The following is a 25,257-nucleotide window of genomic DNA, read 5'->3' on the forward strand; positions in this document are numbered from 1 at the left end:
CAGGCCGGGTTCATGAAACCAATGGTTTCACGGGCTTCCATGTAAACCGGAACCTTGTTAGTATCGCTAGTTCACTTTTTTGATCCATCCTGCCGGATTGGCGTGCCCGAGGCGCGCTGTCGGCCATCACTCAGCTGGAGAACCGCGTCATGGCGCGTATTGCAGGCGTCAACCTGCCAGCCCAGAAGCACGTCTGGGTCGGGTTGCAAAGCATTTACGGCATCGGCCGTACCCGTTCGAAGAAGGTCTGCGAAGTCGCAGGCGTTGCTTCGACCACCAAGATCCGCGATCTGTCGGAGCCGGAAATCGAGCGCCTGCGCGCCGAAGTCGGCAAGTACATCGTGGAAGGCGATCTGCGCCGTGAAATCGGCATCGCGATCAAGCGCCTGATGGACCTGGGCTGCTACCGCGGCCTGCGTCACCGTCGCGGTCTGCCGCTGCGTGGCCAGCGCACCCGTACCAACGCCCGCACCCGCAAGGGCCCGCGCAAGGCGATCAGGAAGTAAGGGACCTATAAATGGCTAAGCCCGCTGCTAAGACCAAGAAGAAGATCAAGCGCGTCGTCACCGACGGCGTTGCCCACGTCCACGCTTCGTTCAACAACACCATCGTCACCATCACCGACCGCCAGGGCAACGCTCTGTCGTGGGCAACCTCCGGTGGCGCTGGCTTCCGCGGTTCGCGCAAGTCGACCCCGTTCGCTGCCCAGGTGGCTGCTGAAAAGGCCGGTCGTGCTGCGCTGGACTACGGCGTGAAGTCGCTGGAAGTCCGCATCAAGGGCCCGGGTCCGGGCCGTGAGTCGGCCGTGCGTTCGTTGAACAACGTCGGCTACAAGATCACCAACATCATCGACGTGACGCCTATCCCGCACAACGGGTGCCGTCCGCCGAAGAAGCGTCGCGTCTAAAGGGAGCGATAAGAAATGGCTCGTTATATCGGTCCTACCTGTAAGCTCGCCCGTCGCGAAGGCGCCGACCTGTCCCTGAAGAGCCCGGCGCGTGCGCTGGACTCGAAGTGCAAGCTGGAGCAGAAGCCCGGCCAGCACGGCGCCACTGCCCGCAAGGGCAAGCTGTCCGACTACGCCACCCAGCTGCGTGAAAAGCAGAAGGTCAAGCGTATCTACGGCCTGCTGGAGCGTCAGTTCCGCAACTACTACAAGAAGGCCTCGACCAAGAAGGGCAACACCGGCGAGAACCTGCTGCAGCTGCTGGAAACCCGTCTGGACAACGTCGTCTACCGCATGGGCTTCGCCGTGACCCGTCCGGCTGCCCGTCAGCTGGTGTCGCACCGCGGCGTCACCGTGAATGGCAAGTCGGTCAACCTGGCTTCGTACCAGGTCAAGGCTGGCGACGCCATCGCCCTGTCTGAAAAGGCTGCCAAGCAGCTGCGCGTCCAGGAAGCCCTGACCGTCGCCGCCCAGCATGACCTGAGCCCGTCGTGGGTTGAAGTGGATTCCGGCAAGTTCACCGGCATCTTCAAGGCTGTTCCGGATCGTTCGGATCTGCCTGCGGACATCAACGAAGCGCTGATCGTCGAGCTGTATTCGAAGTAATTCACATTGGAGAGCCCCCGGCGACGGCCGGGGGTTCACTAGGAGAACCCGCAACATGACGGTTACCGCCAACCAGGTTCTGCGTCCTCGCGGTCCGCAGATCGAACGCCTTACCGACACCCGTGCAAAGGTCGTTATCGAACCTTTGGAGCGGGGTTACGGGCATACGCTGGGCAACGCCCTGCGTCGCGTGCTGCTGTCGTCCATCCCGGGCTTCGCCATCACGGAAGTCGAAATCGACGGCGTGTTGCATGAGTACACCACGGTCGAAGGTCTGCAGGAGGACGTGCTCGAAGTCCTGCTGAACCTGAAGGACGTGGCCATCCGTATGCACTCCGGCGACAGCGCCACCCTGTCCCTGTCCAAGCAGGGCCCGGGCGTTGTCACCGCTGCCGATATCAAGGTCGACCACAATGTGGAGATCCTGAACGGCGACCATGTGATCTGCCACCTGACCAAGGATACGGCGATCAACATGCGTCTGAAGATCGAACGTGGTTTCGGCTACCAGCCGGCTGCCGCGCGTCGTCGTCCGGACGAAGAAACCCGTGCCATCGGCCGCCTGGTCCTGGATGCCTCGTTCTCGCCGGTCCGCCGTGTCGCCTATGCCGTGGAAGCGGCACGTGTCGAACAGCGCACCGACCTGGACAAGCTGGTCATCGATATCGAGACCAACGGCACCATCGACGCCGAGGAAGCCGTGCGCACCGCCGCCGACATCCTCAGCGACCAGCTGTCGGTGTTCGGTGACTTCACCCACCGCGACCGCGGTGCGGCCAAGCCGGCCAACAACGGCGTGGATCCGGTGCTGCTGCGCCCGATCGACGATCTGGAGCTGACCGTGCGTTCGGCCAACTGCCTGAAGGCTGAAAGCATCTACTACATCGGCGATCTGATCCAGAAGACCGAAGTGGAGCTGCTGAAGACCCCGAACCTGGGCAAGAAGTCGCTCACCGAGATCAAGGAAGTGCTGGCTCAGCGCGGCCTGTCGCTCGGCATGAAGCTGGAGAACTGGCCGCCGGCCGGCGTCGCCAGCCACGGCATGCTGGGCTGATATCGGTAATGCCTGAAGGCTCCACCGTTCGCGGTGGGGCCTTCAACGCAACACAACATGCCACGACGAACCGCAGGTTCGCGGGGCAGGTCGTCCAGGACGGGCGACCAGGACCAACCGCAGTCCGCGCAGCAACGCCAGGATGGCGACAACGATCCGCACAGCCTCATCATTAACCAAGGAATATCACCATGCGTCACCAGAAGTCTGGCCGTAAGTTCAGCCGTACCAGCGCCCACCGCGAAGCGATGTTCAAGAACATGGCCGCCTCGCTGTTCAAGCACGAACTGATCAAGACCACCCTGCCGAAGGCCAAGGAACTGCGCCGCGTTGCCGAGCCGCTGATCACCCTGGCCAAGGTCGACTCCGTCGCCAACCGCCGTCTGGCCTTCGCCCGCCTGCGCGACAACGAAGCCGTGGGCAACCTGTTCACCATCCTGGGCCCGCGCTACGCGAACCGTCCGGGCGGCTACCTGCGTCTGCTGAAGTGCGGCTTCCGCGCCGGCGACAACGCGCCGATGGCCTATGTCGAGCTGGTTGACCGTCCGGTCGTGGCCGAGGAAGTGGCCGAGTAATCGGACCGCTTCAACGCGACACAGCGAAAGCCCGGCCTCTGCCGGGCTTTTGCGTTTTCAGGGATCTGACCCGCACCGTTCCGACAGGCGTCACCTGTGGCGGTTCGAATGGCGCGCACTCTCGGTTACGCTTGGCGCATTGATCCATTCGAGCGTTGACGATGAATCCACTGCGCTGGCCCTTCCGCGCCCAGTTCTTCCTGGGCTTCCTGATCTGCGCGGGCCTGCTCGGCTACGCGATCTTCCTGCAGCTGAAGATGGGCCTGGAGCCGTGTCCGCTGTGCATCTTCCAGCGCCTGGCATTTGCCGCGCTGGGCCTGCTGTTCCTGATCGGCGCACTGCACGGACCCTCCAACCGTCCCGGCCGGGCAACCTACGGCGTGCTCGCCTTCATTGCCGCCGCAGTGGGCGTCGGCATCGCAGCGCGCCACGTGTACGTGCAGATGCTGCCGCCGGAGATGGGTGCGACCTGCGGCCCGCCGCTGAGCTTCCTGCGCGAGACCATGGGGCCGCTGGAAGTGTTCCGCACGGTGCTGACCGGTACCGGCAACTGCGGCAACATCGACTGGACGTTCCTGGGCCTGACCATGCCGATGTGGTCGGGCGTATGGTTCGTGCTGCTGGCGCTGTGGGCGCTGGTGGTGTCGCTGCGCAAGGTCAAGCGCTGAAGCAGGGTAGTGCCGGCCGCTGGCCGGCATACCGTGGGAATGCCGGCCAGCGGCCGGCACTATCTCAGAACTCCTGCTGCAGGCTCAGGTAGGCGCCGCGGCGCGGTCCCCACTGCGGGGCGAATACACCGACGCCGCCGCCATCGCGCAACTGGTAGCTGCGATCCAATGCATTGATCACGGCCAGCTGCACATGCAGCGGATGGCCGCTGTCGGCATTGAAGTCATGCCCGGCGCTGAGGTTCACCTGCAGGTAGGACGGCAGCTCGCCGCCGTTGGGCACGCCCTCGATGTCCGAACGCAGGCCGCTACCGAACACGTAGTTGGCGCCGACCCGGTTGTGGCCGGCGAAGGCGTAGCTGAAGCCGCCCGATGAGGTCAGCTTCTGGTCGTGGTCGAGGTGGATCCAGTGGTTGGCCACATAGGCCAGCGCGTCCGGATCGAGGTTGTACTGGCCGGTGATGACCTGGGTGCCGATGGCCTTGTTGTACGCCGCGTTGAAGTAGGCGCTGAACGGACCGTTGCTGTAGTCGGCACTGAACTCCAGGCCACGGATATGGCCGCGGCGGTAGTTGAACGTCGAGTAGATGTAGGCGGCGCCGAACTGGCCTTCGTCCTGCAGGCGCGCGACACGGCGGTCGTAGGCGTCCAGGCCCAGGGTCAGGTGTTCGCCCAGCTGCTGCGAGACGCCGATGTCGTAGTAGTCGCTGCGTTCGGCCAGTGGCGTGTTGTTGCCGCCGCTCGGCTGCTGGTTGGTGGTGCCGTCGTACAGGGCGATATCACTGCTGGCGATCAGCTCACTGGCCGGAGGCGTGAAGTAGCGCGAATAGCCGGCATGCACCGTGGTGCTGTCGCTCGCATTCCAGACCACCCCCACGCGGGGGCTGAGCTGGCCCTCGGTGTGGCCGAAGGCCTTGTAGCGATCTCCGCGCAGGCCGTAGTTGACGGTCCAGTCGTCGCCGAGCTTCCATTCATCCTGCAGGTACAACGCCAGCGTGCTGGCATGGAAGGCGCCGCGGTCAGGAATCAGCAGCGGCGTGGTGCTGGACTGCTGGCCGGCGTCATCGACCGGGAACACCCAGCTGCTGTTGCTGGCCCGTGCGTTCTCGTAGTTGCCGTACAGGCCATAGCGCAACGTGTGGTCGTTGCCCAATGGGGTGGAGAAATCGGCCTGCAGGGTGTTGGCGCGGTTGCTGCGCTGCACCTGCGAGGCGACGCCACTGAACACCAGATCGCCGATGACATCCGGGTTGAACGCCACATCGCTGTAGCGCTGCCCGGCTGACAGCTGGTAGGCGGTGCTGCCCAACGTGCCCTGCAGCACCAGCATGCCGAAGCGCGTGGTCTCGCGCTGGGTTTCATCCAGCTGGCTGGAGTCGAAGGTGGTGGTGTCCAGGTAACCGAACTGCGGGGTCTGCCCGGGGTTGACCGGGATCTGGAAGCGATTGTTGGCGAAGCCGGCGAACACGCTCAGGCGGGTGTTCTCGTTGACCAGGTAAGTGAGGTCGGCGAACGCTTTGCCCTGGTGGGTGTCGTCGTGCAGCGGCTTGCGCGAGGAGGTCGGGTTCTCCAGGCCGACCTCGTTCTGGTCGTAGTTGCCAGTCAGGAACCAGCTCCAGCGCCCCTGGTTGCCCCACCACGAGGCATTCGGATTGATCTTGCCGAACGAGCCTGCGGTCAGACCGGCGCTGCCGCCATTGCCGAGCTCGGCGCCACTGCGGGTGGTGATGTCGACCACTGCAGCGGTGCGCTCGCCGAACTGCGCCGGCAGCGCGCCATCCATCAGGCGGATGCTCTTGATGGTGCGTGCATCCAGCGTCTGGCCGAAGCCCGAGATCGATTCGGGCAGCAGCACGCCGTTGATGCGGTACTGCAGATTGGCGTGGTCGCCGCGCACGTGCACGCCGCCGTAGGAATCCTGGACCACGCCCGGGGCCTGCAGCAGCACCTGGCTGAGCGGCGCGGAGGCACCCAGCGGCTGTTTCTGGATGTCCTCGGCGGTGATCTGGTACTGGCTGCTGCCGATGTCCGGCGACAGCGCATTGCGGGCCTGGTCGAGCTGGGCGCTGACGGTGACCGTGTCGAGGTCCTTCACCGGAGCGGTGGCATCGGCGGCCACAGCGAGGGAAGGCAGGCTGGCCAGGGTCAGGGCGAAGGTGATGCCGGTAGCAAGCAGGGAGGGCTTCATGGCGGATAGGCTGTGGAAGGGGCCAATGGGGATTGAGTGTTACTTCGTAACAGTGCGTGGCGAATCATGCGCCTGTCCGGGCGGGTGTGGGCATGCGGTTTTTGGCCGATCGCGATGCCCTTTCCCCGGCGTTCAGTCATGTGCAGACGGCGTTCGGCCCTTTGCGACAGCGGTCGGCTCTGCGACCATGAACGTCCCCCACCTCCGGAAGTCTGCAATGAGCCTGTCCGCCGTTTCGCCTGTCCCCGATCCTGCCGCGACCGCTGCTGGCGCTGCCTGGTCGCCGGAGAGCTGGCGTGGCAAGACCGCGCTGCAGATGCCGACCTATCCCGACCCGGTGGCGCTGGACGCCGCTCTGCACGAGCTGAAGCGGCTGCCGCCGCTGGTCACCTCGTGGGAGATCCTGGCGCTGAAGCAGCAGCTGGCCGATGCGCAGGAAGGCAAGCGCTTCCTGCTGCAGGGCGGCGATTGCGCCGAGAACTTCAGCGACTGCGAATCGGGCACCATTTCCAACCGGTTGAAGGTGCTGCTGCAGATGAGCCTGGTGCTGGTGCACGGCCTGCGCCAGCCGGTGATCCGCGTTGGGCGCTTTGCCGGCCAGTACGCCAAGCCGCGCTCGGCCGATACCGAGACCCGCGACGGCGTGACCCTGCCCAGCTACCGTGGTGACGTGATCAATGCGCCGGCGTTCACCGAGGCGGCACGCCTGCCGGACCCGAAGCGGATGCTGCAGGCGCATGCGCATTCGGCGATGACCATGAACTTCGTGCGTGCGCTGATCGATGGCGGCTTCGCCGACCTGCACCACCCCGAATACTGGAACCTGGAATGGGTGCGGCATTCACCGCTGGCCGCCGAGTACCAGAAGATGGTGGCGTCGATCGGTGATGCGGTGCACTTCATGGAAACCCTCGCCGGGGCCCGCGTGCACAACCTCAACCGCATCGATTTCTACACGTCGCACGAAGCGCTGCTGCTGCCCTACGAGCAGGCGTTGACCCGGCAGGTGCCACGCCAGCAGGGCTGGTTGAACCTGAGCACGCATTACCCATGGATCGGCATGCGCACGGCCGCGCTCGATGGCGCGCACGTGGAGTACCTGCGTGGCGTGCGCAATCCGATTGCGATCAAGGTGGGCCCGTCGGTGACGCCGGACCAGCTGCTGCGCCTGATCGATGTGCTCAACCCGCATGACGAGCCGGGTCGACTGAGCTTCATCCACCGCATGGGTGCCGCGCAGATTGCCGAGAAGTTGCCGCCGCTGCTGGACGCGGTCAAGCGCGATGGCCGTCGCGTGCTGTGGGTGTGCGATGCGATGCATGGCAATACCGAAAGCACTGCCAACGGTTTCAAGACCCGTCGCTTTGACAACGTGCGCGGTGAAGTGGAGATGTCGTTCGATCTGCATGCGGCCGCAGGCACGCGCCTGGGCGGTGTGCACCTGGAACTGACCGGCGAAGACGTGACCGAGTGCACCGGTGGCGCGCGCGAACTGACCGAGCGTGACCTGGAGCGCGCGTATCGTTCGACGGTGGACCCACGATTGAACTACGAGCAGTCGCTGGAGATTGCGATGGCGATCGTGCGCAAGCAGGAACAGGTGCGGTAAGGGGTTTTCGGCAGGGCTTGCAGCCCTGCACCTGCGGACGCGATGGCAACGGCAACGGCAACGGCAACGGCCGAAGCAACGGCCGAAGCAACGGCAACAGCATGCATTCCGTGGGATGGCGGGGCGGTGTGGGCAGGCAGGACACGCCGTAAACCCATCCATGGGGGCTCGATGGCGCCATCCATGGCGCCAACGGTCCTGCCTGCCCACACCGCCCCGCCTCTGACAGATTCCTGCTGCTGTTGGTAGGTGTCGACCTTGGTCGACACGGTAGATCCACGCCATGCGTGGACGCTTATCGTTTCCAATTCGAAATATTCGATTTCGATGGAGATTCATCCACGCATGGCGTGGATCTACGACAGATTGCGGAAAACTGTCGAAGGCGGGGTGGGTCCGGTTGCGGGGGCGTGAGCGCCATGAATGGCGCGACCGAGGCTACATGGACGTATTTACGCCGTCCCCCGCAACCGGGCCCACCCCGCCATCCCACAGGAAACCCGCTTCTGCTTCGGCTGTTGCTGTTGCTCCAGCTCGCAGCAGGTGCAGGGCTGCAAGCCCTGCCGAGCAACACCCTCCTTACGAACGACTGACGTGACGCTCATGCATCATGCGCGAGGCTGTCCGCTTGCTGTTCGAGTGGAGGTGGCAACGGTGCACTGGCAAAGCGCACAGGCGTATGCATGGCCGCTGGGGGGGGCGGTGCTGGTGGGTGGCATCGGCGCGTGGCTGATCCTGTGGATCTACCATCGGCTGAAGGGGCGTGATCGTCGGCGCGCGCGCATCGGGCGTGTGCTCGGGCTTCCGATGGCCACTGCATGGCCGCTGCTGCTGTTGATCCCCGCATTGCAGGCCACGCCACTGCGGGATCCGTTGCTGGCCAACCTGCAGCATGTGCTGCACATCGCGCTGACTGCCTGCTTCATCTGGTTGCTGGTGCGGGCGGTGGCGGCCGGTGAGCGGGCAATCCTGCGCAGCCATCCCATCGATGTCTCCGACAACCTGGAGGCGCGCCGCATCCAGACCCAGACGCGGGTGCTCAGCCGCGTGCTGATGGGCGGCATCATCGTGCTGGGCGCGTCGCTGGTGCTGCTGACCTTCCCGATGGTGCAGAAGATCGGTACCGCCCTGCTGGCCTCGGCCGGCCTGATCGGCCTGGTGGCCGGTATCGCCGCCAAGCCGGTGTTCGGCAACCTGATCGCCGGTCTGCAGATCGCGGTGACGCAGCCGATCCGGCTGGATGACGTGGTGATCGTGGAGGGCGAGTGGGGGCGTGTCGAGGAGATCGGCAGCAGCTATGTGGTGGTGCGCATCTGGGATGAGCGGCGGATGGTGGTGCCGCTGACCTGGTTCATCGAGAACCCCTTCCAGAACTGGACGCGACGCAGCGCCGACCTGCTTGGCACGGCGTTTCTGTGGCTGGACTATCGTGCCCCGATCGCGGCAATTCGCGCCGAGCTGGAGCGCATCTGCCGGGGTGAAGCGCTGTGGGATGGCCGGGTCTGCGTGACCCAGGTGACCGAGACCAGCGAGCGTGCGATCCAGGTGCGCCTGCTGGTCAGTGCGCGCAGCTCGGGCGATGCCTTCGATCTGCGCTGCCTGGTGCGCGAACGCATGCTTGATTTCCTGGCGCGTGAGCATCCGCAGTCGCTGCCGCAGGTGCGTGCGCGGCTGCAGCATGCAGACGAGCTGGACATGCCGCGCGGTCCACGTGCACGCACCGTGGATGTGCGATCGCCGGGGGCTGAAGATGGGGAGGCGGCAATCTTGCCGATGGAGCCACAGGATCGGTAGTGCCGGCCGCTGGCCGGCAACGCCGGAGCGATCGAGCTGCCGGCCAGCGGCCGGCACTACCGGAAGTCAAGATTTTGCGGCGTCACCGGAGCTCACGGCTCGCCGGCGTCGATCAGGGTGTCGGTGTCGAAGCGCGGTGGTCGCCGCGCGCGGGTGCGCTGCTCGTAGGCGTAGGCCATTTCGATCAGCTTCGGTTCGCTCCAGGCGGTGCCCATGAACAGCAGGCCGACCGGTAGGCCATTGATCTGGCCCATCGGCACGCTGAGGCTGGGATAGCCGGCCACGGCGGCGGCGCTGTAGCTCTCGCCGGGGAAGTCGTCGCCTTCGCTGCGGATCGGCCACGCCACGCCGGTGGTGGGTGCGACCAGCGCGTCGAGCTGGTGGGCGGCGAGGGCGGCGTCGATGCCTTCCGGGCCAGCCAGCCGGCGCGCATCGCTGCGTGCGCGGATGTAGGCGGGGTCGGCCAGGCCGGCGGTAGCGTCGGCCTCCACCAGCAGTTCCTGGCCGAACAGGCCCAGTTCCTGCTTGCTGTGCGCCTGGTTGAAGGCGATCAGTTCGGCCAGGCTGCGCAGGGGCGCGCGATGGGCGTTGAAGTAACGCTCCAGCCCGGCCTTGAACTCGTACAGCAGTACCGTGCGTTCGGCCTCGGCCCAGGCGCCCTGGTTGGGCAGTTCCACTGGCACCACGATGGCACCCGCCCGACGCAGCTCGGTGGCGGCCTGCTCAATCAGCGGTGGCATGCCGCGGTACTTCAGCAGCGGCGTCTGCAGCAGGCCGATGCGCTTGCCACGCAGGCCCTGAGGATCCAACCGCGCGGTGTAGTCGTACACCGCGCGACCGGGCATGGTCGCCGTGGCCGGGTCGGCATCGTCGCGCCCGGCGATCGCGGTCAGTACGGCCGCGGCGTCGGCGACGCTGCGGGTCATCGGCCCCGCCGTGTCCTGGCTGAAGGAAATCGGGATGATGCCGTCGCGGCTGACCAGGCCGACGGTCGGCTTGAGACCGACGATGCCATTGATCGCCGCAGGACAGACGATGCTGCCGTCGGTTTCGGTGCCGATCGCCACGCTGCCAAGGTTGGCGGCGACTGCCACCGCACTGCCGCTGCTGGAGCCGCAGGGTGAGTGGCTGAGGCGATAGGGATTGCGGGTCTGGCCGCCGCGCGCGCTCCAGCCGGACACCGAATCGTTGCCGCGGAAATTGGCCCATTCGCTGAGATTGGTCTTGCCCAGCACCACGGCGCCGGCTTCGCGCAGCCGCCGCACCAGATACGCGTCGTCCGGGCGGAACCCCTGCAGTGCCAGCGAGCCAGCGCTGGTGGCCATCGGGGCGGCGTTGATGTTGTCCTTCAGCAGCACCGGGATGCCGTGCAGCGGGCCGCGCAGGCGTCCATCACGGCGCTCGCGGTCGCGTTCGGCGGCTTCCTTCAGGGCATCGGGGTTGAGCTCGATCACCGCGCGCAGGCGTGGCCCGGCGCGATCCAGGGCGGCGATGCGCTGCAGGTAGGCCTGGACCAGGCTGGCGCTGTCCAGCTCGCCGGCGCTCATCCGCGCCTGCAGGTCAACGACATCGGTTTCGGCGTACGGGAACGGCACGTTGCGGCTCGCGGGTTCGGCTGCATGCGCGCTGGACGTGGCCGGGCTGCAGCCAGCCGAAAGCAGCGCAGGCAGCGCGGCAAGCAGGCAGGTCAGCAGAGGCGGCAAGGACGGGCGCATGGGGCGGCTTGGTCGGCTCCAATCCCCAGTGTAGCCGGTGCTCAGCGATGGCGCTTGCGCAGGTCGCGGGCGAGGACGTAGACCACGATCAAGTTGATCGCCAGGATCGTCCACGACGGCCAGCCGGGGTGGCGGATGATCGCGAAGATGTCGAAGGGCAGGTACAGAGAGGCGGTCAGGCAGCCCAGCCAGGAGGCCCAGGCCTTGGCCCGCCAAAGGCCCCAGGCTTCGACCAGGTGCAGCAGGCCGTAGCCGATCATCCCCGCCGCGGCCAGGTGGACCGCGTCGGGGCTGATCATGTGCAGCAGCGAGGGCAGGGTGCCGTGGTCCGGATCCAGGCTGAAACGCCGGATCAGGACCATGATGCCGTGCCGCAGCGGCTGCGGTCCGAGCACTTCCAGCCCGGTGGCGGCCAACAACGCCAGCATCGCCTTGCTCGCTTCGAGCAGGGCGATGACATGGAGACCCGGATGCCGGTGCGGATCCGGGTTGTAGCCGCTCTGGTTCACGAGGTGCTGGCTCAGCCGCCGCGCGAAGCCTTCTTGCGATCGCTTTCGGTCAGGAACTTCTTGCGCAGACGGATCTCCTTCGGGGTGATCTCGACCAGCTCGTCGTCTTCGATGAAGTCCAGGGCCTGTTCCAGCGAGTACTTGATCGCCGGGGTCAGCTGGATCGCATCGTCCTTGCCCGAAGCGCGCATGTTGGTCAGCGGCTTGGTCTTGATCGCGTTGACGGTCAGGTCATTGTCCTTGGAGTGGATGCCGACCAGCTGACCTTCATACACGTTGTCGCCTTCAGCAGCGAAGAGCTTGCCGCGCTCCTGCAGCGGGCCCAGCGAGTACGCCGGGGTGGTACCCGGGGCATTCGCGATCATCACACCGTTGATGCGCTTGGCGATGGCGCCCTGTTCCTTCGGGCCGTAATGGTCGAACACGTGGAACAGCAGGCCCGAACCCTGGGTCAGGGTCTTGAACTCGTTCTGGAAACCGATCAGGCCACGGGCCGGGATCTGGTACTCCAGGCGCACACGGCCCTTGCCGTCCGGTTCCATGTTCTTCAGCTGGCCCTTGCGGGTACCGAGCTTTTCCATCACGCCGCCCTGGTGCACTTCTTCGATGTCCACCACCAGCTGCTCGATCGGCTCCATCATCTGGCCGTCGATTTCCTTGATGATCACTTCCGGGCGCGACACGGCCAGCTCGTAGCCTTCACGACGCATGTTCTCGATCAGCACCGACAGGTGCAGTTCGCCACGGCCGGAGACCAGGAACTTGTCGGCGTCTTCCAGCTGTTCGACCTTCAGGGCCACGTTGTGGACCTGTTCGCGGTCCAGACGGTCCTTGATCTGGCGGCTGGTCAGGAACTTGCCACCGGACAGGTCCTTGTTGCCGGCGAACGGCGAGTTGTTGACCTGGAAGGTCATCGAGATGGTCGGCTCGTCGACGGTCAGCGCCGGCAGGGCTTCCGGGTTTTCCGGGTGGCACAGGGTGTCGGAGATGGTCAGTTCCGGAATACCGGAAATGGCCACGATGTCACCGGCTTCGGCAGAGTCCTGCTCGATGCGCTCCAGGCCCAGGAAGCCCAGCACCTGGGCGACCTTGCCGTTGCGCTTCTTGCCTTCACGGTCGATGACAGCGACCTGCATGTTCTTCTTCAGGGTGCCGCGCTGGATGCGGCCGATACCGATCACGCCCACGAAGTTGTTGTAGTCCAGCTGGCTGATGCGCATCTGGAACGGGCCTTCCGGATCCACTTCCGGACGCGGGGCGTGCTGCATGATCGCTTCGTACAGCGGGGTCATGTCGCCGTCGCGCACGGTGTCTTCCAGGCCGGCGTAGCCGTTCAGGGCCGAGGCGTAGACGATCGGGAAGTCCAGCTGCTCATTGGTGGCGCCGAGCTTGTCGAACAGGTCGAAGACCTGGTCGATCACCCACTCCGGACGCGAGCCCGGGCGGTCGACCTTGTTGACCACGACGATCGGCTTGAAGCCCATCGCGAAGGCCTTCTGGGTCACGAAGCGGGTCTGCGGCATCGGGCCGTCCATCGCGTCGACCAGGATCAGCACGGTGTCGACCATCGACAGCACGCGCTCGACCTCACCGCCGAAGTCGGCGTGGCCGGGGGTGTCGACGATGTTGATCCGGTTCTTGATACCGGTCTTCTTGTCTTCCCAGGTGATGGCGGTGTTCTTGGCCAGGATGGTGATGCCGCGTTCCTTTTCCTGGTCGTTGCTGTCCATCACGCGCTCGGCGAGGACGGTACGCTCGGACAGGGTGCCGGACTGCTTCAGCAGCTGGTCGACCAGGGTGGTCTTGCCATGGTCGACGTGGGCGACGATGGCGATGTTGCGAAGATTTTCGATGGACATACGAAAGGGGGCCAGTCGGCGCCGGATTTGGAAAAAGAAGTCCAACATTATACGTCGAACTTGACGATTCGCGAAAAGGTGGATTTCACGCCGGTCAGGGGCCCCATTCAGCTGACTGCCTGCCGCCCGGCCGGAGCTCCCCTTCCGGTGACTGAAGCCGGGGTCTCCACCGATGGTCGAAGGCTCCGGCGCCACGAGGCAGGTGTAAACTAGGTGGCTAGACGCATTCCCCTTTGCATCAAGGATCTTCATGTCCCTCATCGCCACTTTCGACACCACCCAGGGCCCGATCAAGGTCGAGCTGTTCGCTGACAAGGCGCCGCTGACCGTGGCCAACTTCGTGAACCTGGTCAAGCACGGCTTCTATGACGGCCTGATCTTCCACCGCGTGATCGCCGACTTCATGATCCAGGGCGGCTGCCCGCAGGGTCGTGGCACCGGCGGCCCGGGCTACAAGTTCGAAGACGAGAAGAATGGCGTGAAGCACGAGGTCGGCTCGCTGTCGATGGCCAACGCCGGCCCGAACACCAACGGCAGCCAGTTCTTCATCACCCACATCAAGACCGATTGGCTGGACGGCCGCCACACCGTCTTCGGCAAGGTCCTGGAAGGCCAGGCCATCGTCGATTCGGTCAAGCAGGGCGATGTGATCCATTCGATCACCCTGGAAGGCGACGTCGACGCCGTGCTGGCTGCCCAGGCCGAGCGCGTCGCGGAGTGGAACAAGCACCTCGCCGCCTGATTCCCCTTCGAAACGGCCACCCTCGGGTGGCCGTTTCCCTGTTCCCCGCCGCTCGCCAGGCCTGCGTGGCCATGCCCGCGGCGTCCCATCAAACGCTTGCAAGCAAGAGGAAACCCCCATGAAAGCACCCGTTCGTGTTGCCGTGACCGGCGCCGCCGGCCAGATCGGTTATGCCCTGCTGTTCCGCATCGCCTCCGGCGAAATGCTGGGCAAGGACCAGCCGGTCATCCTGCAGCTGCTGGAACTGCCGGTCGACAAGGCCCAGGCCGCCCTGAAGGGCGTGATGATGGAGCTGGAAGACTGCGCCTTCCCGCTGCTGGCCGGCATGGTCGGCACCGATGACGCCGAAGTCGCGTTCAAGGACGCCGACATCGCCCTGCTGGTCGGCGCGCGTCCGCGCGGCCCGGGCATGGAGCGCAAGGACCTGCTGCTGGAAAACGCCAAGATCTTCACCGCCCAGGGCGCGGCGCTGAACAAGGTCGCCAGCCGTGACGTGAAGGTGCTGGTGGTCGGCAACCCGGCCAACACCAATGCCTACATCGCCATGAAGTCGGCTCCGGACCTGAAGCCGGAAAACTTCACCGCCATGCTGCGCCTGGACCACAACCGCGCGCTGAGCCAGCTGTCGACCAAGCTCGGCAAGCCGGTCGGTGGCATGGAGAAGCTGGTCGTGTGGGGCAACCACAGCCCGACCATGTACCCGGACTACCGTTTCGCCACCGCCGACGGTGCGTCGATCGCCGATGCGATCAACGACCAGGAGTGGAACGCCAACACCTTCATCCCGACCGTGGGCAAGCGCGGCGCAGCGATCATCGAAGCCCGCGGCTCGTCCTCGGCTGCTTCGGCCGCCAACGCTGCCATCGACCACGTGCGTGACTGGGTGCTGGGCAGCAACGGCAAGTGGGTCACCATGGGCGTGCCGTCCGACGGTTCCTACGGCATTCCGGAAGGCGTGATCTTCGGTTTCGCGGTGACCACCGAGAACGGCAAGTACACCCTGGTGAAGGACCTGCCGATCGACGACTTCAGCCAGAAGTACATCGACAAGACCCTGGCCGAGCTGGAAGAAGAGCGCGCCGGCGTCGCCCACCTGCTGGGCTGATGCAGGCGGTACCGGCTCCGGCCGGTACGTCTCCCATCAAGGTAGGTGCCGACCGTTGGTCGGTACGCAGAAAACGGGGAAGCTTCGGCTTCCCCGTTTTTGTTTGGACGGATACGGAACCGCATGATCCATCTGCACTACATCGACGACGCGCTGCTGGTGGCCGAGAAGCCCGCCGGCCTGCTGTCCGTGCCCGGCCGCAGCGCCGAGAACCAGGACTGCGTGGTCGCGCGCCTGCAGGCGCTTTACCCGGATGCGTTGACCGTGCACCGCCTGGATCAGGTGACCTCCGGGCTGCTGCTGCATGCGCGTGGCAAGGACATGCAGGCGGCGTTGTCGATGCAGTTCGAGCAGCGCCAGGTCGGCAAGCGGTATGAAGCGGTGGTGCAGGGGCTGCTCGCGGGCGATGCCGGCGAAGTGGACCTGCCGTTGATCGTCGACTGGCTGAACCGGCCGAAGCAGATGATCGATCACGAACGCGGTAAGCCGGCACTGACGCGCTGGCGCGTAATGGCGCGTGATGTCGAAGCGCAGCGCACCCGCGTGGAGTTGGAACCGATCACGGGCCGCAGCCATCAGCTGCGCCTGCACATGGCCAGCCTGGGCCATCCCATCGTCGGTGACGTGCTGTATGACGCCGCGCCGGCGCAGCGTGTGCATCTGCATGCGCGCAACCTGAGCTTCACCCACCCGGTGACGGGCGTGGCGCTCGCGTTCGAGTCCGCGACTCCGTTCTAGGGGTTCGGCAGGGCTTGCAGCCCTGCACCTGCGGTAGTGCCGGCCGCTGGCCGGCAACAGCAATAGCAACAGCAACAGCGTGCATTCTGCGGGTTGGGCGGGGCGGTGTGGGTGGGCAGGACACGCCGTAAACCCGTCCATGGGGGCTCGATGGCGCCATCCATGGCGCCCACGGTCCTGCCCACCCACACCGCCCCACCTCTGACAGATTTCCGCGGCTGTTGGTAACTGCGGCCGTCGTTCTGCGCCGCTGTTGGTAGGTGTCGACCTTGGTCGACACGATTTTTCTTTCAGATATCGAATGAATCATCCACGCATGGCGTGGATCTACCGTGTCGACCAAGGTCGACACCTACCAGAGCAGTCGACCAAGGTCGACACCCGCCAAGGCAGAACGCCGTTCCGACAGATCGCGGCAGTCTGCCGAAGGCGGGGTGGGTCCGGTTGAGGGGGCGTGAGCCGCATGGATGCGGCGACCGAGCCTCCATGGACGGATTCACGGCGTCCCCCGCAACCGGACCCACCCCGCCATCCCCCAGTAAGCCAGCTTCTGCTGTTGCTTCGGCTTCTGCAGGTGCAGGGCGCAGCCCTGCATGAAAATCCCACCCCCTACCAAGGTAGGGCGGCCCGCGCGGCAGCGCCGGACTATCCTCGAACCCATGACTTTGTCTGGGAGGGCTGCGTCATGAACTACGAGGAAACCTACCGTCGCTCGATCGACGAGCCGGAGGCCTTCTGGGGCGAGGAAGCCAAGCGCATCCATTGGCACAAACCGCCGCAGCAGGTGCTCGATTACAGCAACCCGCCGTTCCGGCGCTGGTTCGTCGGTGGTGAAACCAATCTCTGCTACAACGCCGTCGATCGCCACCTGGCCGAGCGCGCCGACCAGCTCGCGCTGGTTGCCATTTCCACCGAGACCAACAGCACCCGCGAGATCACCTATCGCCAGCTGTATCGCGAAGTGAACGACTTCGCCGCGGTGCTCAAGCATCTCGGCGTTGGCCACGGCGACCGCGTGGTGATCTACATGCCGAACATGGCCGAAGCCGTGTTCGCGATGCTGGCCTGCGCGCGCATCGGTGCGGTGCACTCGGTGGTGTTTGGTGGCTTCGCCGCGCACAACCTGGCGCTGCGCATCGACGATGCGAAGCCCAGGCTGCTGATCGCCGCCGATGCCGGCATGCGCGGTGGCAAGTTGATTCCGTACAAGCCGATGGTCGACGCCGCCTGCGCCGAAGCCACGTCGCCGCCGCCGCACGTGCTGATCGTGTCGCGCGGACTGGATGCAGCCGAGCCTCGCGTGTCGGGCCGCGATGTGGAATACGCCGCGCTGCGTGCGCAGGTGGGTGAAGTCGATGTGCCGGTGCAGTGGCTGGAAGCAAGTGAGCCGAGCTACCTGCTGTACACCTCCGGCACCACCGGCAAGCCGAAGGGCGTGCAGCGCGACGTGGGGGGCTACGCGGTGGCGATGGCGCAGTCGATGGAGACCGTGTTCGACTGCAAGCCGGGGCAGGTGATGTTCTCCACCTCCGATGTCGGCTGGGCGGTGGGCCATTCCTACAACGTGTACGGCCCGCTGATCGGCGGCTGCACCTCCCTGTTGTATGAAGGGCTGCCGACGAATCCGGACCCGGGCATCTGGTGGGCACTGTGCGAGCAGTACAACGTGCGCACCATGTTCTCTTCGCCCACCGCCATCCGCGTGCTGAAAAAGCACGACGCGGACTTCATCCATCGCCACGATCTGCGCGCGCTGAAGTATCTGTTCCTGGCCGGCGAGCCGCTGGACGAACCCACCGCGCACTGGATCAGCGAAGCGCTTGGCAAGCCGATCATCGACAACTACTGGCAGACCGAAACCGGCTGGCCGGCACTGACCCTGCTGCCGGGCCTGGAGATGAAGCCGGTGCGCTTCGGTTCGCCGGGCTTCCCCAACCTCGGCTACCGGATGAAGGTGATCGATGAGAACACCGGCGAGGAAGTCGCCCCGGGGCAGAAGGGCGTGCTGGTGGTGTCGCCGCCGTTGCCGCCGGGCTGCATGAGCACGGTGTGGAACGACGACAGCCGTTTCCTGCAGAGTTACTTCAGCCACTTCAAGGAACTGCTGTACAGCTCGCTGGACTGGGCGATCCGCGATGATGATGGCTACACCTTCATCCTCGGCCGCACCGATGATGTGATCAACGTGGCCGGGCACCGCCTGGGCACGCGCGAGATCGAGGAGGCCATTTCCAGTCACCCGCGCGTGGCCGAGGCCGCCGTGATCGGGGTCAAGGATGAGCTGAAGGGGCAGGTGCCGCTGGTGTTTGTCACCCTCAAGCAGGGTCTGGATGGCGAGGATCCGGCGCCGGTGGTGGCCGAGATGATGGCCACGGTGACCACCTCGCTCGGCGCGGTGGCGCGCCCGGCGCACGTGCACGTGGTCAATGCACTGCCCAAGACCCGTTCGGGCAAGCTGCTGCGGCGATCGTTGCAGGCGCTGGCGGAGCAGCGCGACCCGGGTGACCTGTCGACGCTGGACGACCCCAGCGCGCTGGAGGAGATCCGCCGGGCGCTGGGCCGCTGACCCGGTAATGCCGGCCAGCGGCCGGCACTACCCTCCGCGTCCAGCACTTGCGCTAAGCTCGGCCTGTCATCGACCTGCAATACGCGGCGCGCGCCGGGGAAGGCGCGCGTCGTTCGCGGATGGCACACAGGGGGGCGTGCCCGCGAGGGCGCGTCGGCATGGCGCATCAAGGGAGGGGGATGCAATGGCATTGCTGCACGCCAAGACGGCTGCTGGCCGTCAGGAAATCGAAGACCGTGGCCGGCGCCTGCCGGCGGCACTGCGTTCAATCCTGCTGATGGTCGATGGCCATCGCGATGACACCGAACTGCGCGGCCTGTTCGATGGCTTGCGCGCACCACCCGATGCACTGGAGCAGCTGGTCACGCAGGGCCTGATCGAAGTGATCGGCGGAAGCGCAGAGGCGGCACCGGCGCGCGGCATCAGCACCGGGCGCGAACAGGACCCGGCGCTGTACCAGCAGTTGTACGACGCGATGAGCGAGGCGGTGCGGCGCCATCTGGGGTTGAAGGGCTACTTCATGCAGTTGAAGATCGAGCGTTGCACCGATGCGCTGGCGCTGGAACGCCTGTGCCCGGAACTGTTGGCGGCGGTGGGCAAGGCGCGCAGCCCGGCGTTGGCCCAGCGCTGGTGGCAGGAAACCCAGTCGGCCGTGCTGAACGCTGGCCATGAGGTCGTGCAGGCCTGAGCCACGGCGTAAAGTGATCGGTTCACTTCCCCACAAGGAGTCCCGCGTGCAGGACGACCACGACGACACCGACACCCCTGGCTGGGACGCGATCAATGCGGCGTTGGCGCCGCTGTATGCCGGCCAGGAACCCCGTCACTACGGTACGGCGTTGCCGTACACGCTGGGTGGCCAGGATCCGCTGGATGGCATCAGCGTGTACTGGGCAGATGCGCCGGTACCGCATTGGCACTACATCACCTACGGTTTCTCCGAGCTGTACGCCAAGGAGAGCAGTGATGCGACCGCCAGCGGCTATGGTTTCGAGCTGACCTTCCGCCTCGCCGCCGAAGCCGGTGAGAACGCCGACAGCACGCCGCCAGTGTGGCCGATGAACCTGCTGCAGAACCTGGCGCGCTATGTGTTTGGCAGCGGCAATGTGTTCGAGGATGGCCACCACCTCAACGCCAACGGCCCGATCGCGCTGGAGACCGACACGCGGCTGTGCCACCTGGCCTTCATTGCCGACCCGCAGTTGCCGGCACGCGACACCGCCAATGGCAGCCTGCAGTTCCTGCAGCTGGTCGGATTGACCGATGAGGAGATGGAGGCGGTCAAGCGCTGGTCGACGCGCGGCGTGCTGCAGGCATTGCAGCCGGCCATGCCGCTGTGGATCAGCGACCTGCACCGCGGCAACCTGCTGGAGGATCCGGCACTGTCCGCACAGGTGAGGGCCGGCAGCGAGCACGAGGGCTCCAGCACCGGCATGCTGTTCATCGAGACGCTGGACTGGCGGCAGGAGGCGGGCGTCACCACGCTGGTGCTCGGCGCCGGCCAGGTGGCCAGCGTGTGCGAGCTGCTGCCGCTGCGCCTGCGCCACGGCAAATCGCTGGAACTGGTCAGCCGCGAGCGGCAGTGGGAATTCATTCCGGCCGCGCGCGGTGAAACCGGCGAGGTATCGGCCGACAGCGCGCGCTGGGCATTGGACGAGACGGGCCTGCAGGCCTTGGCAGGCGTGCGTGCCGAGCGCGGGATCTACCCGGTGGCCGGGGCGCTGCGCATCGAAGTGGTGCCGACCTACCTGCGCGATGCCAAGGGTGAAGTGATCCGCCAGATCGGTTGATCACCCCGTTGGAGCCGAGGGGGTCAGAGCCGCCTGCTGCGCAGACGGATCCGACCCCGCTTGGTAGCCAGTGGCGTCAGGCCAGGCCTTCAGCCTTCAGTGCGGCCTGCACGCCGGCATCGGCATCCATGCGCGCCTTGTAGGCGGCCAGGTTGTCCAGGCCGGACAGGTCGACCTTGGTGCCGGCGGCCCAGCGCAGGGTGATGTAGAAGTACGGGTCGGCGAAGCTGCGGAAGCCGGCCAGCCAGGGCTTGTCGGCCAGCTGCTTGTCGGCGGTCTCGAACAGGCCACGCAGGCGCTTGTGTGCGGCGGCGCGGATCGCGTCGTACTGGCCTTCGTCGGCAATGAACTTGCCCGGCGAGAACAGCGGCGAGAAGGCCGGATGCACGTCGGAATTGACGAAGGCCAACCAGCGGGTGGCTTCGGCGCGCTGGCGCGGGTTGCCATCGCCGCCGAGGCCGGCCTGCGGGAAGCTGTCGGCGATGTAGCCCATGATCGCGGCGTTCTGCAGCAGCACGAAGTCGCCGTCGACCAGCGCGGGAACGGCGCCGGCCGGATTGATCTTGAGGAATTCCGGACCCTTCAGGGTGTCCTTGTTCAGCAGTTCAACCTCGAACGGCTGGCCGGTCCACTGCAGGGCGATGTGGTCGGCGGTGGAACAGGCACCGGGCTTGCTGTACAGCTTCATGGGAACTCCAGGTGAGGCGGGCGGGAAACACCCACTATCCCAGAGCCTGCCGGCGGGCGGCAACGCTGCCGCCAGCACGGATCGTTACGACTGCCGCGGCTTGAGGTTCTGCACCTTATAGAAGGTGTGATCGCCGATGGTGGCCACCTGGTAGGCATTGCGCCAGTTTGGGCTGGCGATGGACAGCGCAGCAAAGTGGCTGGCACCGGGCACGATCTCGCGGCGCTCGCCTGCGGGCAGCGCCCAGTTGCGCTCGGCGTCGAAGGCGACGTTCATCGCTTCGCTCCAGGCGGCGTCGTTGCCCAGCTGGGTGCCGGGAGAGACGATGGTCGGCGCGAACTGCTTGCGTGCGGTGACCACCTGGCACATCGAGTCGCCCCACAGGCCACTGTCGAGACGGCGCAGGGCGACCTCGGCGACGGCTTGCTGGCCGCGCAGGGTCTGGTCGCGGGCTTCCAGGTAAACGGTGGTGCTCAGACACAGTGAATCAGCGGCCGGCTGCGGCAACAACTGCGACAGCCAGAGAATCCAGGCCAGTTTCATATAACTCCTTGCTCCGTATGGGCCGCACTCTCCGGTTCCGGCCGCGGGGCGACAGGAGGCGGGGGACGACTTGGCGTCATGGGGAGGCGGCCATCGGGGCCGCCCCGTGGGCAGCCCCAAAAGAAACGATCAGTACCGATCGTGGGGGCTGCGCCGGCTCACCGGAAACTGGCTGGTGAGCGGAAAGATGGCGCAAGGTAGGGGGGCATAGCCGAACGCATCGTGAACCGCTCGGCTTGACATTCAGGTTCAACGGGGGTGACGGAAATCACATTCCGCCCCCCATTCAGGCGCTCATCAGAGCGCGGCAGCGACGCGACTGCCCTGGTCGATGGCGCGTTTCGCATCGAGTTCGGCGGCCACATCGGCACCACCGATCAGCTGCGCGTTGATGCCGGCGGCCTGCAGTTCAGCCTGCAGCAAACGGTTGGGTTCCTGCCCGGCGCAGACCACCACATGGTCGACCGGCAGCAGCTGTTCGCTGCCGTCCACGCGGATGCGCAGGCCTTCGTCGTCCACACCGAGGTACTCGACACCACCGAGCATGCGCACGCCCTTGGCCTTCAGCGTGGCGCGATGGATCCAGCCGGTGGTCTTGCCCAGCCGCGCGCCTGGCTTGCCCGGGCTGCGCTGCAGCAGCCACAGCCGCCGTGGTGACGCCTCGACCTCGGGCCTGGCCAGCGAGCCACGGGCCTCGAAGCTGCTGTCCACGCCCCACTCGGCCATCCAGCGCTGCGGGTCAAGGGAGGGGGACTCACCGGCGTGGCTGAGGAATTCGCCGACATCGAAGCCGATGCCGCCGGCGCCGATGATCGCCGCATTGGCGCCCACTTCGACCCGGCCCAGCAGTACGTCCAGATAGCTGACCACCTTGGCGTGGTCGGCACCGGGGAAGTCGACCTTGCGCGGGGTGATGCCGGTGGCCAGCACCACCTCGTCGAACCCGGCCAGTTGGGAGGCGTCGGCACGGGTGCCGAGGCGCAGCTGCACGCCGGTTTCCTGCAGCGTGTGGCGGAAGTAGCGCAGGGTCTCGTGGAACTCTTCCTTGCCGGGGATGCGCTTGGCCACGTTGAACTGGCCGCCGATCTCCTCGTTGGCATCGAACAGGGTGACCTGGTGGCCGCGCTGGGCAGCGACGGTGGCACAGGCCAGGCCGGCGGGGCCGGCACCGACCACGGCAACCTTCTTCGGCGTGGCGGTGGGACGATAGACCAGCTCGGTCTCGTGTGCGGCGCGCGGGTTGACCAGGCAGCTGGCCAGCTTGTTCTCGAACACGTGGTCCAGGCAGGCCTGGTTGCAGGCGATGCAGGTGTTGATCGCCTCCGCGCGGCCGGCACGGGCCTTGTTCGGCCACTGCGGGTCGGCCAGCAGCGGGCGTGCCAGCGACACCATGTCGGCACCGCCATCGGCGAGGATGCGTTCGGCGACATCGGGCATGTTGATGCGGTTGGTCGCCACCAGCGGCACCTTCACATGCGGCTTGAGCTTGGCGGTGACGCCGGCGAAGGCAGCCCGGGGCACCGAGGTGGCGATGGTCGGAATGCGCGCTTCGTGCCAGCCGATGCCGGAATTGATGATCGTCGCGCCGGCCGCCTCGATCGCCTGCGCCTGCTGCACGATCTCTTCCCAGTTGCTGCCGTCGTCGACCAGATCCACCAGCGACAGGCGGTAGATGATGATGAAGTCCGGGCCGCAGGCCTCGCGGATGCGGCGAACGATCTCGACCGCGAAGCGCATGCGCTGGCGCGCGTCGCCGCCCCAGGCATCAGTGCGCTTGTTGGTGCGCGGGGCGATGAACTCATTGATGAGGTAGCCCTCCGAGCCCATCACTTCGACGCCGTCGTAGCCGGCCTCGCGGGCCAGCTTCGCGCTGCGTGCGTAGTCGGCGATATGGCGCTCGACGCCGCTGGCCGACAGCGCGCGAGGGGTGAATGGGTTGATCGGTGCCTTCAGCTTCGACGGTGCCACCGACAAGGGGTGGTAGGCATAGCGGCCGGCGTGCAGCAGCTGCAGGCAGATCTTCGCCCCGTGCTGGTGCGCGGCGGCGGTGAGCTGGCGGTGCGGCCGCACTTCCCAGGGCCAGGACAGCTTGCCGCCGAATGGCTTCAGCCAACCGACCACATTAGGCGCGAAGCCGCCGGTGACGATCAGGCCAACGCCGCCCTCGGCGCGCTCGGCGAAGTAGGCCGCCAGCCGCGGGAAGTCGCGGGCGCGATCTTCCAGGCCGGTATGCATCGAGCCCATCAATACGCGGTTGCGCAGCTGGGTGAAGCCCAGGTCCAGCGGGGCGAACAGGTGGGGATAGGCGCTTTCGTTGGCTGGCGACATGGTCGATACGCTTGCGTACGGAAGCGCGAAGCGTGCCGCGAAACGGCGGCCGGGGCAAGGGTTGCTGGATCGCGCCTGCGGCGCTGCCCCCGAACTCCGGGGGCGGTAGTGCCGGCCGCTGGCCGGGTACGCTCGGCACATGCGTGCTGTCGCTCCCGCATTTCGCTGCGCGAACCGCGGGCCCCACTTATCGGCCTCCAACCCCCGCGCCTGCGGCGCTGCCCCCGAACTCCGGGGCGGTAGTGCCGGCCGCTGGCCGGGTACGCTCGGCACATGCGTGCTGTCGCTCCCGCATTTCGCTGCGCGAACCGCGGGCCCCACTTATCGGCCTCCAACCCCCGCGCCTGCGGCGCTGCCCCCGAACTCCGGGGGCGGTAGTGCCGGCCGCTGGCCGGGTACGCTCGGCACATGCGTGCTGTCGCTCCCGCATTTCGCTGCGCGAACCGCGGGCCTCACTTATCGGCCTCCAACCCCCGCGCCTGCGGCGCTGCCCCCGAACTCCGGGGGCGGTAGTGCCGGCCGCTGGCCGGCATACGGGGCAGCTCAGGGTGATTGCGGTTGCCGGCCAGCGGCCGGCACTACCGGCGCGGGCCGACCGATCCCGAACCAGCCCAGCGTGATCCCGCACAGCGGACCGATCAGCAGGGCGAAGGCGAGGGTGCCGAGGCCGACATTGCCGCCCAACCACCAGCCCAGCAGCAATACGCTGCCTTCGATCAGGCTGCGCACCTTCCAGATCGGCCAGCCGGTGCGGGCATGCAGGCCGGTCATCAGGCCATCGCGTGGGCCGGGACCGAGGCGGGCGCCGATGTACAGGCCGGTGGCCAGCGCGACCAGCAGCATGCCCGCGCAGAACATCGCCAGCTGCCAGCCAAGGCCGACGGCCGGCGGCAGCAGCCACAGCCCGAACTGTGCGGAAGGGCCGATCAGCATCACGTTGAGCACGGTGCCGACGCCTGGCTTCTGGCGCAGCGGCCACCACAGCAACAGCACCAGTGCGCCGATGACATTGGTCGCCAGGCCGAACGACAGCGGCGTCTGCGCGGCGATGCCCTGCGACAGCACATCCCACGGCGCTACACCGATGGCGGCACGGATCATCAGCGAGGCGCCGAAGCCGTACAGGAACAGGCCGGTGATCAGTTGCAGCAGGCGCAGGGGCAGGGCGGTGGGCATGGCAGTCTCGGGGGAACGGGATCTGTTTCCACTGTATCCCTGTTTCTTCAGCATCCAT

The 25,257-nt window shown here is 66.3% G+C and carries 22 protein-coding genes; 14 read left to right on the forward strand and 8 right to left on the reverse strand.

Features of this window, described 5'->3' with window-relative positions; all coding sequences use genetic code 11:
• Positions 1–149: 149 nt before the first annotated feature.
• The 6 genes from rpsM to EGM71_RS04065 all read left to right on the forward strand — a co-directional run bounded on the left by rpsM (position 150) and on the right by EGM71_RS04065 (position 3,849).
• Entirely contained in the window at positions 150–506 is a 357-nt protein-coding gene (rpsM, locus tag EGM71_RS04040) for a 30S ribosomal protein S13 (RefSeq protein WP_004145437.1), read from the forward strand.
• Positions 507–517: 11 nt separating this feature from the next.
• Entirely contained in the window at positions 518–907 is a 390-nt protein-coding gene (gene rpsK / locus EGM71_RS04045; RefSeq protein WP_004145443.1) for a 30S ribosomal protein S11, read from the forward strand.
• 15 nt (positions 908–922) lie between these two features.
• Positions 923–1,552, forward strand: coding sequence for a 30S ribosomal protein S4 (gene rpsD, locus EGM71_RS04050; RefSeq protein WP_004145446.1), 630 nt, complete (start codon positions 923–925; stop codon positions 1,550–1,552).
• A gap of 55 nt (positions 1,553–1,607) precedes the next feature.
• Complete coding sequence (locus EGM71_RS04055; RefSeq protein WP_005408216.1) at positions 1,608–2,606, forward strand: DNA-directed RNA polymerase subunit alpha; 999 nt, start codon at positions 1,608–1,610, stop codon at positions 2,604–2,606.
• 191 nt (positions 2,607–2,797) lie between these two features.
• Positions 2,798–3,181, forward strand: coding sequence for a 50S ribosomal protein L17 (gene rplQ / locus EGM71_RS04060; RefSeq protein ID WP_005408217.1), 384 nt, complete (start codon positions 2,798–2,800; stop codon positions 3,179–3,181).
• A gap of 161 nt (positions 3,182–3,342) precedes the next feature.
• Positions 3,343–3,849: a disulfide bond formation protein B gene (locus EGM71_RS04065; protein ID WP_005415421.1), complete on the forward strand. Its 507-nt coding sequence runs from the start codon at positions 3,343–3,345 to the stop codon at positions 3,847–3,849.
• A gap of 64 nt (positions 3,850–3,913) precedes the next feature.
• Here EGM71_RS04065 and EGM71_RS04070 read toward each other — a convergent pair whose 3' ends face one another.
• Entirely contained in the window at positions 3,914–6,037 is a 2,124-nt protein-coding gene (locus EGM71_RS04070) for a TonB-dependent receptor (protein ID WP_188487952.1), read from the reverse strand.
• Between the two features lie 217 nt (positions 6,038–6,254).
• Here EGM71_RS04070 and EGM71_RS04075 point away from each other — a divergent pair, with 217 nt between their 5' ends.
• The gene (locus EGM71_RS04075) at positions 6,255–7,646 is read left to right on the forward strand and encodes a class II 3-deoxy-7-phosphoheptulonate synthase (protein ID WP_188487954.1); all 1,392 of its coding nucleotides are present in this window, start codon (positions 6,255–6,257) and stop codon (positions 7,644–7,646) included.
• A gap of 654 nt (positions 7,647–8,300) precedes the next feature.
• Complete coding sequence (locus tag EGM71_RS04080; protein WP_188487956.1) at positions 8,301–9,440, forward strand: mechanosensitive ion channel family protein; 1,140 nt, start codon at positions 8,301–8,303, stop codon at positions 9,438–9,440.
• A 92-nt stretch (positions 9,441–9,532) separates the two neighbouring features.
• On the opposite strand, the gene EGM71_RS04085 is transcribed toward EGM71_RS04080, so the two are convergent.
• The 3 genes from EGM71_RS04085 to typA are packed head-to-tail and all read right to left on the reverse strand — an operon-like array spanning position 9,533 to position 13,523.
• On the reverse strand, positions 9,533–11,155 hold the full coding sequence (locus EGM71_RS04085; protein ID WP_188487957.1) for an amidase: 1,623 nt from the start codon (positions 11,153–11,155) through the stop codon (positions 9,533–9,535).
• Between the two features lie 41 nt (positions 11,156–11,196).
• Complete coding sequence (locus tag EGM71_RS04090) at positions 11,197–11,664, reverse strand: DUF2127 domain-containing protein (protein ID WP_005415426.1); 468 nt, start codon at positions 11,662–11,664, stop codon at positions 11,197–11,199.
• A gap of 11 nt (positions 11,665–11,675) precedes the next feature.
• On the reverse strand, positions 11,676–13,523 hold the full coding sequence (gene typA, locus EGM71_RS04095) for a translational GTPase TypA (RefSeq protein ID WP_188487959.1): 1,848 nt from the start codon (positions 13,521–13,523) through the stop codon (positions 11,676–11,678).
• A 250-nt stretch (positions 13,524–13,773) separates the two neighbouring features.
• Here typA and EGM71_RS04100 point away from each other — a divergent pair, with 250 nt between their 5' ends.
• From EGM71_RS04100 to EGM71_RS04125, 6 genes are all read left to right on the forward strand, one after another.
• Complete coding sequence (locus EGM71_RS04100; protein ID WP_004153629.1) at positions 13,774–14,265, forward strand: peptidylprolyl isomerase; 492 nt, start codon at positions 13,774–13,776, stop codon at positions 14,263–14,265.
• A gap of 118 nt (positions 14,266–14,383) precedes the next feature.
• The gene (locus tag EGM71_RS04105) at positions 14,384–15,370 is read left to right on the forward strand and encodes a malate dehydrogenase (protein ID WP_004153634.1); all 987 of its coding nucleotides are present in this window, start codon (positions 14,384–14,386) and stop codon (positions 15,368–15,370) included.
• Positions 15,371–15,493: 123 nt separating this feature from the next.
• Positions 15,494–16,108, forward strand: coding sequence for an RluA family pseudouridine synthase (locus tag EGM71_RS04110; RefSeq protein WP_188487961.1), 615 nt, complete (start codon positions 15,494–15,496; stop codon positions 16,106–16,108).
• A gap of 685 nt (positions 16,109–16,793) precedes the next feature.
• Entirely contained in the window at positions 16,794–18,674 is a 1,881-nt protein-coding gene (gene prpE / locus EGM71_RS04115; RefSeq protein WP_188487963.1) for a propionate--CoA ligase, read from the forward strand.
• 184 nt (positions 18,675–18,858) lie between these two features.
• Positions 18,859–19,362 (forward strand): hypothetical protein, encoded by a 504-nt coding sequence (locus EGM71_RS04120; RefSeq protein ID WP_188487965.1) that lies wholly within the window; start codon positions 18,859–18,861, stop codon positions 19,360–19,362.
• A 46-nt stretch (positions 19,363–19,408) separates the two neighbouring features.
• Positions 19,409–20,464, forward strand: coding sequence for a suppressor of fused domain protein (locus EGM71_RS04125; protein WP_188487967.1), 1,056 nt, complete (start codon positions 19,409–19,411; stop codon positions 20,462–20,464).
• A 76-nt stretch (positions 20,465–20,540) separates the two neighbouring features.
• On the opposite strand, the gene EGM71_RS04130 is transcribed toward EGM71_RS04125, so the two are convergent.
• The 4 genes from EGM71_RS04130 to EGM71_RS04145 form a co-directional block, all read right to left on the reverse strand.
• Positions 20,541–21,152 (reverse strand): glutathione S-transferase N-terminal domain-containing protein, encoded by a 612-nt coding sequence (locus tag EGM71_RS04130; protein ID WP_188487968.1) that lies wholly within the window; start codon positions 21,150–21,152, stop codon positions 20,541–20,543.
• 84 nt (positions 21,153–21,236) lie between these two features.
• Positions 21,237–21,695: a cell wall hydrolase gene (locus EGM71_RS04135; protein WP_004154513.1), complete on the reverse strand. Its 459-nt coding sequence runs from the start codon at positions 21,693–21,695 to the stop codon at positions 21,237–21,239.
• 297 nt (positions 21,696–21,992) lie between these two features.
• Positions 21,993–24,023, reverse strand: a complete 2,031-nt coding sequence (locus tag EGM71_RS04140) for an NADPH-dependent 2,4-dienoyl-CoA reductase (RefSeq protein ID WP_188487970.1) — start codon at positions 24,021–24,023, stop codon at positions 21,993–21,995.
• A gap of 543 nt (positions 24,024–24,566) precedes the next feature.
• The gene (locus tag EGM71_RS04145) at positions 24,567–25,199 is read right to left on the reverse strand and encodes a YczE/YyaS/YitT family protein (protein WP_188487973.1); all 633 of its coding nucleotides are present in this window, start codon (positions 25,197–25,199) and stop codon (positions 24,567–24,569) included.
• Positions 25,200–25,257: the final 58 nt, after the last annotated feature.

The sequence above is a fragment of the Stenotrophomonas maltophilia genome (assembly GCF_006970445.1).
GTDB lineage: Bacteria > Pseudomonadota > Gammaproteobacteria > Xanthomonadales > Xanthomonadaceae > Stenotrophomonas > Stenotrophomonas maltophilia_AU.

What these genes read in the sequence shown, in the direction of transcription:
- EGM71_RS04145 (WP_188487973.1), bottom strand. Translation starts at nt 25,199, where the DNA reads ATGCCCACCGCCCTGCCCCTGCGCCTGCTGCAACTGATCACCGGCCTG.
- EGM71_RS04055 (WP_005408216.1), top strand. Translation starts at nt 1,608, where the DNA reads ATGACGGTTACCGCCAACCAGGTTCTGCGTCCTCGCGGTCCGCAGATC.
- EGM71_RS04085 (WP_188487957.1), bottom strand. Translation starts at nt 11,155, where the DNA reads ATGCGCCCGTCCTTGCCGCCTCTGCTGACCTGCCTGCTTGCCGCGCTG.
- EGM71_RS04110 (WP_188487961.1), top strand. Translation starts at nt 15,494, where the DNA reads ATGATCCATCTGCACTACATCGACGACGCGCTGCTGGTGGCCGAGAAG.
- prpE (WP_188487963.1), top strand. Translation starts at nt 16,794, where the DNA reads ATGAACTACGAGGAAACCTACCGTCGCTCGATCGACGAGCCGGAGGCC.
- rpsM (WP_004145437.1), top strand. Translation starts at nt 150, where the DNA reads ATGGCGCGTATTGCAGGCGTCAACCTGCCAGCCCAGAAGCACGTCTGG.
- typA (WP_188487959.1), bottom strand. Translation starts at nt 13,523, where the DNA reads ATGTCCATCGAAAATCTTCGCAACATCGCCATCGTCGCCCACGTCGAC.
- rpsK (WP_004145443.1), top strand. Translation starts at nt 518, where the DNA reads ATGGCTAAGCCCGCTGCTAAGACCAAGAAGAAGATCAAGCGCGTCGTC.
- EGM71_RS04065 (WP_005415421.1), top strand. Translation starts at nt 3,343, where the DNA reads ATGAATCCACTGCGCTGGCCCTTCCGCGCCCAGTTCTTCCTGGGCTTC.
- EGM71_RS04075 (WP_188487954.1), top strand. Translation starts at nt 6,255, where the DNA reads ATGAGCCTGTCCGCCGTTTCGCCTGTCCCCGATCCTGCCGCGACCGCT.
- EGM71_RS04140 (WP_188487970.1), bottom strand. Translation starts at nt 24,023, where the DNA reads ATGTCGCCAGCCAACGAAAGCGCCTATCCCCACCTGTTCGCCCCGCTG.
- rpsD (WP_004145446.1), top strand. Translation starts at nt 923, where the DNA reads ATGGCTCGTTATATCGGTCCTACCTGTAAGCTCGCCCGTCGCGAAGGC.
- EGM71_RS04130 (WP_188487968.1), bottom strand. Translation starts at nt 21,152, where the DNA reads ATGAAGCTGTACAGCAAGCCCGGTGCCTGTTCCACCGCCGACCACATC.
- EGM71_RS04105 (WP_004153634.1), top strand. Translation starts at nt 14,384, where the DNA reads ATGAAAGCACCCGTTCGTGTTGCCGTGACCGGCGCCGCCGGCCAGATC.
- EGM71_RS04135 (WP_004154513.1), bottom strand. Translation starts at nt 21,695, where the DNA reads ATGAAACTGGCCTGGATTCTCTGGCTGTCGCAGTTGTTGCCGCAGCCG.
- EGM71_RS04120 (WP_188487965.1), top strand. Translation starts at nt 18,859, where the DNA reads ATGGCATTGCTGCACGCCAAGACGGCTGCTGGCCGTCAGGAAATCGAA.
- EGM71_RS04100 (WP_004153629.1), top strand. Translation starts at nt 13,774, where the DNA reads ATGTCCCTCATCGCCACTTTCGACACCACCCAGGGCCCGATCAAGGTC.
- rplQ (WP_005408217.1), top strand. Translation starts at nt 2,798, where the DNA reads ATGCGTCACCAGAAGTCTGGCCGTAAGTTCAGCCGTACCAGCGCCCAC.
- EGM71_RS04070 (WP_188487952.1), bottom strand. Translation starts at nt 6,037, where the DNA reads ATGAAGCCCTCCCTGCTTGCTACCGGCATCACCTTCGCCCTGACCCTG.